This window comes from Serratia marcescens (assembly GCF_029846115.1).
GTDB lineage: Bacteria > Pseudomonadota > Gammaproteobacteria > Enterobacterales > Enterobacteriaceae > Serratia > Serratia marcescens_L.
Genome location: NZ_JARVZZ010000001.1, coordinates 2,374,577 through 2,389,366 on the forward strand (window position 1 = coordinate 2,374,577; position 14,790 = coordinate 2,389,366).

The 14,790-nt window shown below is 63.7% G+C and carries 18 protein-coding genes; 11 read left to right on the forward strand and 7 right to left on the reverse strand.

The window, feature by feature from the left end; translation table 11 throughout:
• The first annotated feature begins 3 nt into the window (after positions 1-3).
• Genes QDT79_RS11135 through urtE form a run of 6 tightly spaced genes read left to right on the forward strand, consistent with a single transcriptional unit; the run spans position 4 to position 6,245 of the window.
• Positions 4-723, forward strand: a complete 720-nt coding sequence (locus QDT79_RS11135; protein WP_038880441.1) for a GntR family transcriptional regulator — start codon at positions 4-6, stop codon at positions 721-723.
• A 26-nt stretch (positions 724-749) separates the two neighbouring features.
• Positions 750-2,018 carry an urea ABC transporter substrate-binding protein gene (urtA, locus tag QDT79_RS11140; protein WP_063991257.1) on the forward strand — a complete coding sequence of 423 codons (1,269 nt, stop codon included), beginning with the start codon at positions 750-752 and terminating at the stop codon, positions 2,016-2,018.
• A gap of 56 nt (positions 2,019-2,074) precedes the next feature.
• Positions 2,075-3,655 carry an urea ABC transporter permease subunit UrtB gene (urtB, locus tag QDT79_RS11145; RefSeq protein ID WP_308316499.1) on the forward strand — a complete coding sequence of 527 codons (1,581 nt, stop codon included), beginning with the start codon at positions 2,075-2,077 and terminating at the stop codon, positions 3,653-3,655.
• Entirely contained in the window at positions 3,655-4,731 is a 1,077-nt protein-coding gene (urtC, locus tag QDT79_RS11150) for an urea ABC transporter permease subunit UrtC (RefSeq protein WP_197816363.1), read from the forward strand. Before urtB ends, urtC begins: the two co-directional genes overlap by 1 nt.
• Positions 4,728-5,534, forward strand: coding sequence for an urea ABC transporter ATP-binding protein UrtD (gene urtD / locus QDT79_RS11155; protein WP_049195077.1), 807 nt, complete (start codon positions 4,728-4,730; stop codon positions 5,532-5,534). Before urtC ends, urtD begins: the two co-directional genes overlap by 4 nt.
• A 12-nt stretch (positions 5,535-5,546) precedes the next feature.
• A complete protein-coding gene (gene urtE, locus QDT79_RS11160; protein ID WP_063991260.1) occupies positions 5,547-6,245 on the forward strand; it encodes an urea ABC transporter ATP-binding subunit UrtE in 699 nt (232 codons plus the stop codon).
• Positions 6,246-6,252: 7 nt separating this feature from the next.
• Here urtE and QDT79_RS11165 read toward each other — a convergent pair whose 3' ends face one another.
• Together QDT79_RS11165 and QDT79_RS11170 are read right to left on the reverse strand one after the other, a co-directional pair.
• Positions 6,253-6,465, reverse strand: a complete 213-nt coding sequence (locus tag QDT79_RS11165; RefSeq protein WP_233221914.1) for a type II toxin-antitoxin system RelE/ParE family toxin — start codon at positions 6,463-6,465, stop codon at positions 6,253-6,255.
• 71 nt (positions 6,466-6,536) lie between these two features.
• Positions 6,537-6,800 carry a type II toxin-antitoxin system ParD family antitoxin gene (locus QDT79_RS11170; RefSeq protein ID WP_033637602.1) on the reverse strand — a complete coding sequence of 88 codons (264 nt, stop codon included), beginning with the start codon at positions 6,798-6,800 and terminating at the stop codon, positions 6,537-6,539.
• A gap of 134 nt (positions 6,801-6,934) precedes the next feature.
• Here QDT79_RS11170 and QDT79_RS11175 point away from each other — a divergent pair, with 134 nt between their 5' ends.
• Positions 6,935-7,447 (forward strand): DUF2165 family protein, encoded by a 513-nt coding sequence (locus QDT79_RS11175; protein ID WP_063991261.1) that lies wholly within the window; start codon positions 6,935-6,937, stop codon positions 7,445-7,447.
• 22 nt (positions 7,448-7,469) lie between these two features.
• Here the strand turns inward: QDT79_RS11175 and QDT79_RS11180 are convergent, their stop codons facing one another.
• The 3 genes from QDT79_RS11180 to QDT79_RS11190 form a co-directional block, all read right to left on the reverse strand.
• Positions 7,470-7,982, reverse strand: a complete 513-nt coding sequence (locus QDT79_RS11180) for a GNAT family N-acetyltransferase (protein ID WP_063991262.1) — start codon at positions 7,980-7,982, stop codon at positions 7,470-7,472.
• Positions 7,983-8,023: 41 nt separating this feature from the next.
• Positions 8,024-9,241, reverse strand: coding sequence for an FAD-dependent oxidoreductase (locus tag QDT79_RS11185; protein ID WP_063991263.1), 1,218 nt, complete (start codon positions 9,239-9,241; stop codon positions 8,024-8,026).
• Positions 9,242-9,317: 76 nt separating this feature from the next.
• On the reverse strand, positions 9,318-9,887 hold the full coding sequence (locus QDT79_RS11190; protein ID WP_063991264.1) for a DUF4865 family protein: 570 nt from the start codon (positions 9,885-9,887) through the stop codon (positions 9,318-9,320).
• A gap of 105 nt (positions 9,888-9,992) precedes the next feature.
• On the opposite strand from QDT79_RS11190, the gene QDT79_RS11195 reads away from it, so the two are divergent.
• Positions 9,993-10,862, forward strand: a complete 870-nt coding sequence (locus QDT79_RS11195) for a LysR substrate-binding domain-containing protein (protein ID WP_107227471.1) — start codon at positions 9,993-9,995, stop codon at positions 10,860-10,862.
• Here the strand turns inward: QDT79_RS11195 and sseA are convergent.
• Positions 10,859-11,704 carry a 3-mercaptopyruvate sulfurtransferase gene (gene sseA, locus QDT79_RS11200; RefSeq protein WP_149558818.1) on the reverse strand — a complete coding sequence of 282 codons (846 nt, stop codon included), beginning with the start codon at positions 11,702-11,704 and terminating at the stop codon, positions 10,859-10,861. The genes QDT79_RS11195 and sseA overlap by 4 nt on opposite strands.
• A gap of 106 nt (positions 11,705-11,810) precedes the next feature.
• Here sseA and QDT79_RS11205 point away from each other — a divergent pair, with 106 nt between their 5' ends.
• On the forward strand, positions 11,811-12,233 hold the full coding sequence (locus tag QDT79_RS11205) for an NUDIX hydrolase (RefSeq protein WP_197816371.1): 423 nt from the start codon (positions 11,811-11,813) through the stop codon (positions 12,231-12,233).
• Here the strand turns inward: QDT79_RS11205 and QDT79_RS11210 are convergent.
• A complete protein-coding gene (locus QDT79_RS11210) occupies positions 12,221-13,660 on the reverse strand; it encodes an aminotransferase-like domain-containing protein (RefSeq protein ID WP_107227377.1) in 1,440 nt (479 codons plus the stop codon). The two genes, QDT79_RS11205 and QDT79_RS11210, sit on opposite strands and share 13 nt — an antisense overlap.
• A gap of 180 nt (positions 13,661-13,840) precedes the next feature.
• Between QDT79_RS11210 and QDT79_RS11215 the strand changes: the two genes are divergently transcribed.
• The gene (locus tag QDT79_RS11215; RefSeq protein ID WP_308316501.1) at positions 13,841-14,023 is read left to right on the forward strand and encodes a DUF1127 domain-containing protein; all 183 of its coding nucleotides are present in this window, start codon (positions 13,841-13,843) and stop codon (positions 14,021-14,023) included.
• 9 nt (positions 14,024-14,032) lie between these two features.
• Positions 14,033-14,656, forward strand: coding sequence for a glutathione S-transferase family protein (locus QDT79_RS11220; RefSeq protein WP_308316502.1), 624 nt, complete (start codon positions 14,033-14,035; stop codon positions 14,654-14,656).
• The last annotated feature ends 134 nt before the right edge of the window (positions 14,657-14,790 follow it).

Below are 14,790 nucleotides of genomic sequence, written 5' to 3' on the forward strand. Positions count from 1 at the left end.
ATGATGCAAATCACCAACGGGGAGCACAAGGCGCGGCCGGAGGGACTGGCGGAGCGCATTTATCTGCAGCTCAAGGCCGACATCTTCGAATTTCGCCTGCTGCCGGGCGATCGCTTCAGCGAAAGCGACGTGGCGCAGCGCATGGCGGCCAGCCGCACGCCGGTGCGTCAGGCGCTGTTTCGGCTCGAGCGCGAAGGCTATGTCGAGGTGCTGTTTCGCAGCGGCTGGCAGGTTCGGCCGTTCGACTTCGCCTACTTCGAAGAGCTGTACGACCTGCGCATCGTGCTGGAACAAGAGGCGGTGAAACGGCTGTGCGAATGGCCGGCCGGGGAAACGCCGGCCGCGCTGGCGGCGCTGAACCGTTTTTGGACCGAAGCGCCGCGCCTGGCGGACGGCCAGGCGGTGTCGCAGCACGATGAGCAGTTTCATCAGGCGTTGGTGGCCGCGGCGGGCAACGGCGAAATGGCGCGCATTCACCGCGAGCTGACCGAAAAGATCCGCATCATTCGCCGGCTGGACTTCACCCAGCAGGCGCGGGTGGACGCCACCTACCGCGAACACGCCGCCATTTTGCAGGCGATCCTGCAGCGGCAAAGCGGGGCGGCGCAAGCGCTGCTCGGCGAGCATATCGCCGTCAGCAAGGCAGAGGTACGAAAAATAACGCTGCACATGTTGCACCAGGCGCGGGCCCAGCAGCCTGCGCGCTCGGCGCAACGATTTTGATTTCACACACATCAGGAGTTTGAACTATGCAACGTCGTCGTTTTATCAAAGCTTTTGCGCTGTCCGCCGCCGCTGTCGGCCTGGGCCTGGCCTGGAGCGCGCAGGCCGCCGATACCATCAAGGTCGGCATTCTGAGTTCGCTCTCCGGCACCATGGCGATTTCCGAAACGCCGCTGAAGGATGTGGCGCTGATGACCATCGACGAGATCAACGCCAAAGGCGGGGTGCTCGGTAAAAAGCTGGAGCCGGTGGTGGTGGATCCGGCCTCCAACTGGCCGCTGTTCGCCGAGAAGGCGCGCCAGCTGCTGAGCCAGGACAAGGTGGCGGCGGTGTTCGGCTGCTGGACCTCGGTGTCGCGCAAGTCGGTGTTACCGGTGTTTGAGGAGCTGAATGGGCTGCTGTTCTACCCGGTGCAATACGAAGGCGAAGAGATGTCGCCGAACGTGTTCTATACCGGCGCGGCGCCGAACCAGCAGGCGATCCCGGCGGTGGAATACCTGCTGAGCGAGGACGGCGGCGGCGCCAAACGTTTCTTCCTGCTGGGCACCGATTACGTCTATCCGCGCACCACCAACAAGATCCTGCGCGCCTTCCTGCACAGCAAAGGCGTGCAGGACAAGGATATCGAAGAGGTCTACACGCCGTTCGGCTACAGCGATTACCAGACCATCGTCGCCAACATCAAGAAGTTTGCCGCCGGCGGCAACACCGCGGTGATCTCCACCATCAACGGCGACTCCAACGTGCCGTTCTACAAAGAACTCGCCAACCAGGGCGTCAAGGCCACCGACGTGCCGGTGATCGCCTTCTCGGTCGGCGAGGAAGAGCTGCGCGGCATCGACACCCAACCGCTGGTGGGCAACCTGGCGGCCTGGAACTACTTCGAATCGCTGGATAACCCGACCAACAAACAGTTTGTCAGCCAGTGGAAAGCCTACGCCAAGGCGCACAACCTGCCGAATTACGCCACCGCGGTCACCAACGATCCGATGGAGGCCACCTACGTCGGCCTCCACATGTGGGCGCAGGCGGTGGAAAAGGCCGGTACTACCGACGTCGATAAGGTGCGCGCGGCGATGGCCGGGCAAACCTTCGCCGCGCCGTCGGGCTTCACGCTGACCATGGACCAGACCAACCACCACCTGCACAAGCCGGTGATGATCGGCGAGATCGAGGGCAACGGCCAGTTCAACGTGGTGTGGCAGACCGAAGCGCCGGTGCGCGCGCAGCCGTGGAGCCCGTATATCGCCGGCAACGACAAGAAGCCGGATTACCCGGTGAAAGGCGGCAAGTAACGTCACTCAGCGCCGGCGCGGCCCAACGCCCGCCGGCCCAACAGAAGAGGCAGCTGATGCAATCTCCGTTTTTATCTTCTTTGCGCGTCGGGCTGTGGCTGCTGTGTGCCTGGCCCCTGCTGGCGCAGGCCGGGCCGGCCGATGAGTTCGCGGCGGCCAATCGTGCGCAGCAGGCCAAACTGCTGCAGGCCTGGGCGGCCGAGCCGGACGCCGCGCGCCTGCCGCTGCTGCAGGGGCTGCAGCAGGAAACCGTGGCGATCGACGGGGCGAAGCGCGCCTTTATCCGCCAGGGCGATCGCTATCTGCCGCTCGAGGGCGAGGCGGCCCCGGTTGGCGAACCGAAGAAGGTGTGGCTGAACAACCGGCTACGTATTCTGATCGCCAACGCATTGTCGGCGCAGCGGCTGGTCAGCGCGGACGCGGCGGTGCGGCTGCAGGCGGCGAGCGCGCTGCAGCGCGAAGCGAACGGCGAGCAGCTGCCGCTGTTGGCCCGGCAGCTGGCGCGGGAAACAGACCCACAGGTTCGCGACGCGCTGAGCCTGGCGCTGGCTAACCTGCAGTTGGCCGACGGCAATCCGCAGGTGCGTTTCAATGCGGTGCGGCTGTTGGGCGAATCGGGCGAGCCGGACACCCGCGCGCGGCTGCAAGCGTTGACCGACGTGGCCAATGAACCGGACGCCGCGGTGCGCGCCGAGGCGCAACGCAGCCTGCAGCAGGTGCAGCATCGCCTGATGATCGGCGATCTGCTCGGCCAGGCGTTCAGCGGCCTGTCGCTCGGTTCGATCCTGCTGCTGGCGGCGCTCGGGCTGGCGATCACTTACGGCCTGCTCGGCGTCATCAATATGGCGCACGGCGAAATGCTGATGCTCGGCGCCTATTCCGCCTACCTGGTGCAGGGGCTGTTTCAGCAGTTTGCGCCGCACTGGCTGGCGCTCTATCCGCTGGCGGCGCTGCCGGTAGCGTTCGCCATCACCGCCGGGATCGGCATGCTGCTTGAGCGCACGGTGATCCGCCACCTGTATGGCCGGCCGCTGGAAACCCTGCTGGCCACCTGGGGCATCAGCCTGGTGTTGATCCAACTGGTGCGGGTGCTGTTCGGCGCGCAGAACGTCGAGGTCGCCAACCCGGCGTGGCTGTCGGGTGGCGTGCAGCTGTTGCCGAACCTGGTGCTGCCGTGGAACCGCATCGCGGTGATCGCGTTCGTGCTCTTGGTGCTGGCGATGACCTGGCTGCTGCTGAACAAGACCCGGCTCGGTATGAACGTGCGTGCGGTGACGCAAAACCGCGCGATGGCGGCCTGCTGCGGCGTGCCCACCGGGCGGGTGGACATGCTGGCCTTCGGGCTGGGATCCGGCATCGCCGGACTCGGCGGGGTGGCGCTGTCGCAGTTGGGCAACGTCGGGCCGGAGCTGGGGCAAGGTTACATCATCGATTCGTTCCTGGTGGTGGTGCTCGGCGGCGTCGGCCAGCTGGCGGGGACGGTGGCGGCGGCCTTCGGCCTCGGCATCGTCAACAAGATCCTCGAGCCGCAGATCGGCGCCGTATTGGGCAAGATCCTGATCCTGGTGCTGATCGTTCTGTTTATTCAAAAGCGCCCGCAGGGGCTGTTCGCCCTCAAGGGCAGGGTGATTGACTGATGAGCCAACCATTGACCGTAACCGGCGTGCAGAAAGCGCCCCGGCTGGCGTTAAGCATCGGCGCGCTGGCGTTGCTGGCGCTGCTGGTGATGCCGTTCTTGACGCTGTTGCCGGCGGATCATCCGCTGGCGGTGTCCACCTATACCCTGACGCTGGCGGGCAAGATCCTGTGCTACGCGGTGGTGGCGGTGGCGCTCGATCTGGTGTGGGGCTATGCCGGGCTGCTGTCGCTCGGCCACGGGCTGTTCTTCGCGCTCGGCGGCTACGCCATGGGCATGTACCTGATGCGGCAGGCGGCAGGCGACGGGCTGCCGGCGTTTATGGCGTTCCTCTCCTGGAATGAGCTGCCGTGGTTCTGGAGCGGCACCCAGCATTTCGCCTGGGCGCTGTGCCTGATCGTGCTGGTGCCGGGCCTGCTGGCCTTCCTGTTCGGCTACTTCGCCTTTCGCTCGAAAATTAAAGGGGTGTATTTCTCGATCATGACCCAGGCGCTGACCTATGCCGGCATGCTGCTGTTCTTTCGCAACGAGACCGGCTTCGGCGGCAATAACGGTTTTACCGGTTTCACCACGCTGCTCGGCTTTCCCATCACCGCCCCCGGCACGCGGGTGGCGCTGTTTCTGGCGACGGTACTGCTGCTGGCCGCCAGCCTGGTCATCGGCTTTGCGCTGGCGCGCAGCAAGTTCGGCCGGGTGCTGACCGCGGTGCGCGATGCGGAAAACCGACTGACCTTCTGCGGCTACGATCCGAAGGGCTTCAAGCTGTTCGTCTGGACGCTGTCGGCGGTGCTGTGCGGGCTGGCCGGCGCGCTCTATGTGCCGCAGGTCGGCATCATCAACCCCGGCGAAATGTCGCCGACCAACTCGATCGAGGCCGCCATCTGGGTGGCGCTCGGCGGGCGCGGCACGCTGGTGGGGCCGCTGCTCGGCGCCGGCATCGTCAACGGCGCCAAGAGCTGGTTCACCATGGCCATTCCCGAATACTGGCAGTTCTTCCTCGGTCTGATGTTTATTGTCGTCACGCTGTTTCTGCCCAAAGGGGTGATCGGCCTGCTGCGCCGGAGGAAAACCTCATGAAAGCGATGCAAGTGACCGACGAGCTGTTTACCCACCCGCTGCCGGCGGATAAATACCGGCAGCAAACCGATCCGGTGCTGCAGCTCGATAGCGTCAACGTCAGCTTCGACGGTTTTCGCGCGCTGACCGATCTGTCGCTGCGCATTGGCGTCGGCGAACTGCGCTGCGTGATCGGCCCCAACGGCGCCGGCAAGACCACGCTGATGGATGTGATCACCGGCAAGACCCGGCCGGACAGCGGCAGGGTGTTTTACGATCAGACCGTCGATCTGACCCGGCTGGCGCCGATGCAGATCGCCCACGCCGGCATCGGCCGCAAGTTTCAAAAACCGACGGTGTTCGAGGCGCTAACGGTATTCGAGAATCTGGAGATCGCGCAGAAAACCCGCAAGTCGGTGTGGGCCTGCTTGCGCGCTCGGTTAAGCAGCGAGCAGCGCGACCGCATCGACGAGATGCTGAAGACCCTGCGGCTGGGGCATGAGCGCCACCGGCCCGCCGGGTTACTGTCCCACGGGCAGAAACAGTTTCTCGAGATCGGCATGCTGCTGGTGCAGGAGCCGCACCTGCTGCTGCTCGACGAGCCGGCGGCCGGCATGACCGACGCCGAAACCGACTACACCGCCGAACTGTTCCGCGAGCTGGCGGGTAAGCATTCGCTGATGGTGGTGGAGCACGATATGGGGTTTGTGGAAACCATCGCCGATCGCGTGACGGTGCTGCACCAGGGGCAGGTGCTGGCGGAAGGATCGCTGGCGCAGGTGCAGGCCGATGAACGGGTGATTGAGGTATATCTGGGGCGCTGAGGAGGCGTAACGATGCTGCAGGTAGAGGAATTGAATCAGTATTACGGCGGCAGCCACATTCTGCGCGGCCTGTCGTTCGAGGCGCGCATCGGCGAGGTGACCTGCCTGCTGGGGCGCAACGGCGTGGGCAAGACCACGCTGCTGAAATGCCTGATGGGGCTGGTCCCGGCGCGCAGCGGCAGCGTCCGTTGGCAGGGCGAAACCATCACCGGTAAAAAACCGCATCAGCGGGTGCAGGCGGGCATCGCCTATGTGCCGCAGGGTCGGGAGATTTTCCCGCGCCTGACGGTGGAGGAAAATCTGCTGATGGGGCTGGCGCGCTTTTCCGGCGCCGCTGCGCGCACGGTGCCGGATCCGATCTATGACTTGTTTCCGGTGCTGCGGCAAATGAAGGATCGGCGCGGCGGCGATCTCTCCGGCGGGCAACAGCAGCAGTTGGCGATCGGCCGGGCGCTGGCCTGCCGGCCGCAACTGCTGATCCTCGACGAGCCGACGGAAGGGATCCAGCCTTCGGTGATCAAGGAGATCGGCGCGGTGATCAAGCAGCTGGCGGCGAAGGGCGATATGGCGATCCTGCTGGTGGAACAGTTCTATGACTTTGCCGCCGATCTGGCGGACAGCTATCTGGTGATGTCGCGTGGCAGCATCGTGCAGCGCGGCGCCGGCAGCGCCATGGAACAGGACGGCGTACGCGGGCTGGTGGCGATTTGACGTTGGATCAGCTGAAAAAGGATTGACTGAGCGGATCGCGGGAATGATGCAGCACTCTGATGATATTCACCTCCCGCCTGTGCTGACGAAAATAAATCAGGTGGTTGGCGACGGGCAATACCCATAGGCCGGGGCCGATAGCATCGATGTTTCTGCCGAGTTGGTGGTGGCTAAGGTTATCGAAAGCCTGATGCAGGCGGCGCAGATAATCTTCGGCCACCTATAAGCCAAAGCGCGCCAACCCGTAAAAATAGATCTCTTCCATATCGTCCAACGCTTTTGGACGAACGGTTACTTTTCTGCGCATCCTTTTGCTTTGCCCCGTATTCTTTCCATGAACACATCACGATCCCATTCGACAGCTTCGCCGCTGTTCTCTCCTTCGGCGATCAGGCGCCTAAGCTCTTCCAGCTTTGAGGTGGCGGTACGTTCGCGCAAGGTGCGCACCGATTCGCGGATGACTTCACTGGGCGTGCGGTAATCACCGCTGGCCACCAGGTCTTCGACGAAACTACGCAGTTCGTCACCCAGATCTACCGTTAATGTTCTGCCCATTGTTCCTCCTCACTTTCGGTTATGCTGCGTCATTGTAAGATTAGTTCTTACATTGTGCACGTCAAACTATCAGGATCTCAATAGCGGTCCCGTCATGAGGGCGGGAGTTACCCGTTTATTCATTAAGGATAATCATGAACGAAATCACTGTGTCACGCCTCGGTTGCATCGTCCTGTCCCTGTTTCCGGCCCTGTGGGGGCTGTTCAGCCTGTTGAACAATACGGCGGATTTCGCCGGCACTGCGCGCAATGCGGTGGGGCCGCTGCTCGCCATGCAGGATACCTATCAAACGCCGGGGCTGATGTGGCGCGCGATCAGCGCCGACTGGGCCTGCATGTTGGGGTTGGCTGTCATCACCACGCTGGAAACGCTGGCCGGCCTATTCGCGGCCGTAGGCGTGGCGCTGATGCTTGGGCGATTGAAAGGTCCTTACGCCGCCTTCGCCAAAGGCAAGGCCTGGGCGATGCTGGGGGCGCTTTGCGCGATCGCGGTGTGGGGCGTCGGCTTTATGGTGGTCGCCGGCGACTGGTTTATGGCCTGGCAGGCCAAGAAGGATCCGCTGGCGGTGCAGCTGGGGGCGCTGATCTACCTGGCGCCCAATGCGTTTGCCTTGCTGTTCCTGATGCTGCAGCGGGAGCCGCGCTAAACGACGGCGGAGCGGGGCGCGGTTACAGTGCCTTGCTCATATACCAGATGCCTATCGAGCCCTGGGCGCTGGTGTAGCAGGTCTCGCCACAAATGCTCAATCCCTGGCGCTGATAAAAGCGTTGGGCGCCGGTGTTGCGTTGCAGCACCTCCAGCCACAGCGTCTTCTGCCGGCGCTCGATGGCCCGCTGCTGCACCTGTTCGAACAGGCGCTGGCCATAGCCGTTGCCGGCATGGCCCGGCAGGAAATAGATTTTCTGCAGCTCTGCGCCGCGGGTTTGTGTTGGCGCCAGCAGGCTGTCGACGTTGAGCCGCGCATAGCCGACCAGGGCGTCATTCTCATAGGCCAACAGCCAGCACACGTCGGGATCGCGCAGCGTCCGTTCCAGCGCGGAGACGGAAAAATCCTCGGCCAGAAAGGCCTCCAGCTCGTGCGGGTAGCGCCACAGCTCACCGAAGTGCGCGCGATAGGTGCGGATGCCGATATCGCGCACCTGGGTTAAATCTTCCAGCAATGCCTGACGGACGGTGAACATGAATGAACCTCATCGAAGCGGGAACCGATGAGTATAGCGGGTTAATTTTCAAGATGTCGCGGCGTTTCACGGCGAAAACCCAGGCCGATGATGCGGCCGAACAGGCGCGGCAGCCAGCGGCTGTTGCCGACGCGGGCGATCAGGCGCGAACCGCCCGCTGCGCGGCGTTCGCCCGGCTTGCGCTGGCTCATTTTGATCTGCAAAAACTGGATGGCCCGGGTGGGGAATTCGCGCCGGCGCTGCACGCTCAGCAGATGCTTCAGCTGCAGCCGATGCTGGCGCAGCGGCGGGATCAGGGCGTTGGCGGCGGCCACCGCGTCCTGAATCGCCAGGTTGACGCCCACGCCGCCGATCGGCGACATGGCGTGCGCGGCGTCGCCGATGCACAGCACCCCCGGTTTGGCCCAGCGATCCAGACGATCGATGCGGATGCTCAGCAGCTTCACCTGATCCCACTCGACGATCTCCTGCAGGCGATCGTCCTGGAATGGCGCCACCTCGGCGAGGTGCAGCAAAAATTTCTCCAGGCCGCTGCGGCGGATCGCGTCGAAGCTGCCTTTATCGATCGAGTAGCCGCACTGCCAGTAGTCGCCGCGATCGATCATGATGAAGTTCTGCTTCGGCCCGGTATGGCCCATCGACCAGGCCGGATCGCCCGGCTGCTTGCTGAGCTTCATCCACAATACGTCGCGCGGGGCGCCGAAGGAGCGGCTGCTGAGCGCCGCCTGCTCACGCACCACCGAGTTGCGGCCGTCGGTGCCGATCACCAGCTGGCTACGCACGCGGATCGGCCCTTCCGGCGTGTCGGCCAGCACGCCGCATACCTGGCCGCGGTCGTAGAGCAGCTCATGAACCTGCGTCGAGGTGAGCAGCCTGAAATGGGGGAATGCGGCGGCCTGCTGCGCCAAAAAGTTGAGGAACTCCCACTGCGGCATAAAGGCGATAAATTTGCAGCGCGTCGGCAGGCGGGTGAAATCCGCGAGCTTGATGTCGCGCCCGGCGACTTCGGCGTGCAGGGATTCGGCGCGCTGGTGCGGCAGCGTCAGCAGTTCATCGAGCAGCCCCAGCTGGTGCATGACTTCCAGCGTCGACGGGTGAATGGTGTCACCGCGAAAATCGCGCAGGAAGTCGGCGTGCTTCTCCAGCACCGTCACGTCGATCCCCGCCCGCGCCAGCAGATAGCCGAGCATCAGCCCGGCGGGGCCGCCCCCCACGATGCAGCAGGTGGTGGCGTAAGGTGTGATCGGTGATGACGGCATGGCGGTTGACCCCGGAGAGCGGCCCGCATCCCGCGAACCGCAAATGAATGTTTAGTGTTGATAATGATTATCAATATCAAGTTTGACTGTCAACCCGCGGCGCAGTGTGGTCAAAGGGGACGGACAGATGGCCGACGCGGAACAGCTGGCCGTTTTGTGCGGGGGACTGCGGCGGTTCACGCCATAAATCCAGCCGCACTAACCGCCACTCGGCGGGATCGAATGCCACGATGGAGGCCAGCGCGCCGGGCGCCGCCTGCTGTTGCCGACGCAGCGCAGGCAGATCGCTGTAGGGGATGATGGCCCGTTCCTGGCAGGTCGCCCAGGCGGCCTCGGTCAGATGAGGACGATCGAAATGCGCCAGCCACGGCAGCCAATGATTGACGCGCGGCCAGCCGAATGCCTGGCTGAGGCCCCTGAAACCTTCGCCGGTCAGGAAGTCGCTCATGCCGGCGCTGCTGTTCCACAGGTAGAAGGGAGCATAGAGATTCTCGGCGCTCCCTTCGCTGCGCTGCGCGTACAGATAGGCTTTGACGATCAGCTGTGGGCAGGCGTCGAGCCGATGGCCGAAATCGGCGATGCGGCGGCGGACGATCGCCATGTCGTAATCGGCGGGCAGGGTGAAACGGTATTGCATCGCGAGCATAAGGATTCTCCGGAAAGACATTGACCTGGAGAGCGTGACACGCCATCTTTATCAGTAAAATCGGTATTATTTTGATTGATGGTTCAGAAAATCAGGATGGTCAGCATGGGGCGAATCACGTTCGATCTCGAGGATTTACGCAGCTTCGTTACCGGCGTCGAACTGGGCAGCTTCGCCAAGGCCGCTGAACGGTTAGGGCGCTCGACGTCGGCGGTCAGCGCCCATTTGAAAAAGCTGGAACAGCAGGTCGGCGCGCCGATCCTGCGCAAGGCCGGGCGCGGCATGGTGATGACCGAGGCGGGGGAAACCCTGCTCGGCTACGCGCGCCGCCTGCTGGAGCTCAATGACGAAGCCGCCGCCGCGGTGCGCGGGTTGGATCTGCAGGGCACGGTGCGGCTGGGGCTGCAGGAGGACTTCGGCGAGACGTTTCTGCCGCAGGTATTGGGCAGCTTCGCGCGCGCCAATCCGAAGGTGCGCATTGAGGCGCGCATTGCCCGCAATGCCGAGCTGATCGACTGGGTGCTGAAAGGCCAGTTGGATCTGTCGCTGGCGTGGGATGGCGGCTTGAGCACGCCGTTTCATCAGGCGCTGGGGCAGCGACAGCTGCACTGGATAGCGTCGCCCGGCTTCGCGCTGGCGCCGTGGCGAGAAGGGGATGAGCCGCTTTCGCTGGTGATGTTCGACGCGCCTTGCCTGATGCGCAGCGCGGCGACGCAGGCGCTGGATCGCGCCGGCATTCCCTGGCGCATCGCCTTTACCAGCCGCAGCCTGAACGGCGTGTGGGCGGCGGTGAACGCCGGATTGGGCGTTACGGTGCGCACGGCGGCGGGTTTACCGCCCGGCCTGGCGCCGCTGGCGCCCGATCTGCTGCCCGCTCTCGGCCAGCTTGGCGTGGTGCTGCACCGCGCCGAGGATCAGCCTTCCGCCGCCGTGCAGCGGCTGGCGCAGATCGTGGTCGAGCGGATCGAAACCTAATCTTTGGCGATAGGCTGCTTGCCGCTCAGCTGGCCCCATTCGCTCCAGGCGCCGTCATACAGCTTGACCTGCGGCGCGCCGAGCGACAGCAGGCCGAACGCCAGCACCGCCGCCGTCACGCCGGAGCCGCAGCTGGTGATGATCGGCCCGTTGATGTCCACACCCTTGTCGCTGAAGGTTTGGCGCAGCGCCTCCAGCGATTTGAAGCGGCCGTTTTCCAGCAGCTCGCCGTACGGAATGTTGATGCTGCCGGGAATATGGCCGCGGTGCAGGCCGGGGCGCGGCTCAGGCGCTTCGGCATAAAAGCGCGGCGCGGCGCGCGCGTCGAGAATTTGCACCGGCGTGCCTAACGCCTGTTCCACTTGCTGCATATCCACCACCGCGTCGGCATTGAACCGGGCGTTGAACGTCTGCGGCTCAGGCTGCGCCGGGCCGGTTGCCAGCGCCTGGCCCAGCGCGGTCCAGCCGTTCAGCCCTTCGTCCAGCACGTAAACATGCCGGGCGCCGAAATTGCGGAAGGTCCACCAGCCGCGCGGCGCGGAGAACTGGTTGCCCTCATCGTAAATCACCAGGGTGTCGCGTTCGCTGATGCCCAACTTGCCCACCGCCGCGCCAAACTCCGCCGCCGTCGGCAGCATGTGCGGCAGCGCGGTGTTTTTGTCCGCCACCTCGTCGATATCGAAATAGACCGCGCCGGGAATATGGCCGCGTTCGAACTCGGCAAGCATGTCTTTCTTCGGCGTCAGCCCGACCGGCGACATCCGGACGTCGATCACCACCAGATTTTCATCGTTGATATGTTGCGCAAGCCATTGAGGGGTCACCAGAAACGGAGAGTTCATCGTTATTGTTCGCCTGTTGTGAAAACGGATTTTCACTATACACCAGGCCGCGCGGGGATGAAGTATGATGTTCAGTCAAAGAGGATGGGCAAGGGGCGGAGAAAACATGACGGACGAGGCGTTTGGCGGGGCCAAGATCGCGCTGCTGTGCGACGATCGCTTGCTGGTTTACCAACGGGACGACAAGCCGGGCATTCCGTGGCCCGGCCTGTGGGATCTGCCCGGCGGCGGGCGGGAAAACGGCGAAACGCCGCTGCAGTGCGTGCAGCGGGAGACGCAGGAAGAATTCGGCGTGGCGATCGCCGAATGCCAGGTTATCTGGCGGCGGCGTTACGACGGCATTTTGCCCGGCTCCCCGCCGACCTGGTTTATGGCCGGCGAGATCGCCCCGGCGCAGATCGCCGCCATTCGCTTCGGCGATGAAGGCCAGCGCTGGCAAATGATGCCAGTGGCGCAGTTTATTCACCATCCGCAGGGCATCGAACATCTGCGCCGCCGGGTGGCGGAGTTTTTGCTTCAGTCCGGCTGAGGTTGCAGCACGCCGCTTGGCATCAGCCGCTGGATGGTGGCGCCGACCCGCTGCACCGCCTGTTCGATCTCCGCCGTCAGCGTCGGCGCATAGTTGATGCGCAGGCAGTTACGGTATTTACCGGCGGCGGAAAAAATGCTGCCGACGGCGATTTGTACGCCTTGCGGCTCAAGGTGGCGGTTCAGCCGCAGGGTGTCGAACGCTTCGTCCAGTTCGATCCACAGCATAAAGCCGCCGCGCGGCCGGCTGACGCGGGTGCCGGCCGGGAAGTGCTTCAGGATAAGGTCGGTCATGCGATCGCGGTTCTGCTGGTAGCGGGCGCGCATGCGCCGCAGGTGCTGCAGATAGTGCCCGCCGCGGATAAATTCGGCGATCGCCAGCTGCGGCTGGGTGGCGGTGGCGCCGGAGCCGATGAATTTCATGTGCAGCACCCGCTCCAGGTAGCGACCGGGCGCGATCCAGCCCACGCGCAGCCCCGGCGCCAGCGTTTTGGAAAACGAGCTGCACAGCAGCACGCGGCCGTCGTCGTCGAACGACTTGATGGTGCGCGGCCGCGGGTAGTGATAGGCGATGTCGCCGTAAACGTCGTCTTCGATGATCGCCGCGTCGTGGCGCTGCGCCAGCGTCAGCAGCCGCTGTTTGTGGGCGTCTGGCATGATGTAGCCCAGCGGATTATTGCAGTTGGGCGTCAGCAAAATGGCTTTGACCGGCCACTGTTCCAGCGCCATCTCCAGCGCCGCCAGGCTGACGCCGGTGAGCGGATCGGTGGGGATTTCCAGCGCCTTGATACCCAGCCCTTTCAGTGTCTGCATGGTGCCGTGGAAGCAGGGCGAATCGACCGCCACGATGTCGCCGGGTTGGCAAACGGCGCGCAGCCCGGCGGAGATCGCTTCCTGGCAGCCGGTGGTGATCAGCAACTGATCGGGGCCGATTTGGCAGCCGGAATCCAGCAGCAGGCGGGCAACCTGCTCGCGCAGCGCGGCCACGCCCTGAATGCTGTCGTAATACAGGCTGCGCAGGTCGCCGTGGCGGGCGGCGTTGCGCAGGGCGACGATCAGCGGTTTCATCGTCGGCTCGGCGATATCCGGCATGCCGCGCCCCAGCTGGATCAGGCCTTCGCGCGGCCGGCTGCGCACCAGCTCCAGCACCTGCTCCCATTGTGAAATGTCCACCGGCCGCTGCACCGGCGCCGTCATGGCGGGTAGCTCGGCCTGCGCGCGCCGCGTATGCACGAAGTAGCCCGACTTCGGCCGCGCTTCCACCAGGCGCTGTTCCTCGAGCAGCCGGTAGGCTTGCTGCACCGTGCTGATGCTGACGCCGTGCTCTTGGCTGAGTGCGCGCACCGAAGGTAGGCGATGGCCGGCCGGATACAGCCCTTGCTGAATGCGTTGGCTGAGAATGGCGGCCAGCGTCGCGTAGCGTGTCATACAGAAGCCTCTCATCGTGATAAAGGATTCAAAAACCGGTACAGATGCTTTCAAAGTAAACCATTCAGCGGGTTTTTTGGCGCAGCTGTATGAAAAAAATAGCGCCAGCGTGAATCTGTATTGTTTTTCTCCCGGCGAGCATGATGAGTGCAACGCGAAAACATCAGGGAGAATAACAACATGGCTCTGTTTTCTGGTACGCCGTCGCGGCGTTCGGTAGGTTGGCCACGCTGGCGTCTGTATCTGCAACGTTATAGGACGCGAAAAGAATTATTATTGCTGGACGATGCACGGCTGATCGATATTGGTTTGTCGCGTGCGGAAGCGCTGCGTGAAGGCTATAAACCGTTCTGGAAAGAATAAGGAAAACCGATGCTGAGAGTCTTGGGCAAGGCTTCATCGATCAACGTGCGCAAGGTGTTGTGGACCTGCCAGGAACTGGGGCTGCCGTTGGCGCGGGAGGACTGGGGCAGCGGCTTTCGCTCCACGCAGGAGCCGGCGTTTCTGGCGCTGAATCCCAACGGCCTGGTGCCGGTGCTGATCGACGGCGAGCGGGTGCTGTGGGAGTCGAACACCATCTGCCGCTATCTGGTGGGGCGAGAAGGGCGCCGCGATCTGCTGCCGCAGGAACCCGGCGCGCGCGCGGCGGTGGAGATGTGGATGGACTGGCAGGCCACCGATCTGAACGGCGCGTGGCGCTATGTGTTCATGTCTCGGGTGCGTGGGCATGCGGATTATCAGGATGCTGCCAGCCTGGCCGCCGCCGAGTGCGAGTGGAACCGGCTGATGGGGTTGCTGGACAGGCATCTGGCGCAGCACGGCCCTTATGCCGCCGGCGCCGCCTTTACGCTGGCGGACGTGGTGCTGGGGCTGTCACTAAACCGCTGGCTGATGACGCCGTTCGAGCGGCCGAATTATGCGGCGCTGGCGGCCTATCAGCAGCGCCTGCTGCAACGCCCCGGCTACGTGCAGCACGGCGCCAACGGTTTACCTTGATATGAAATAAACGATTCATTTTATCTCGTCCGGATACGACCCCCGTGTCCGGACTTTCCCCGTTGCATCATCCCGTCAACGTTTCATGAACGGCATCACGAATATGAACTTTATTTTTCCGTGCGCTTGTTATT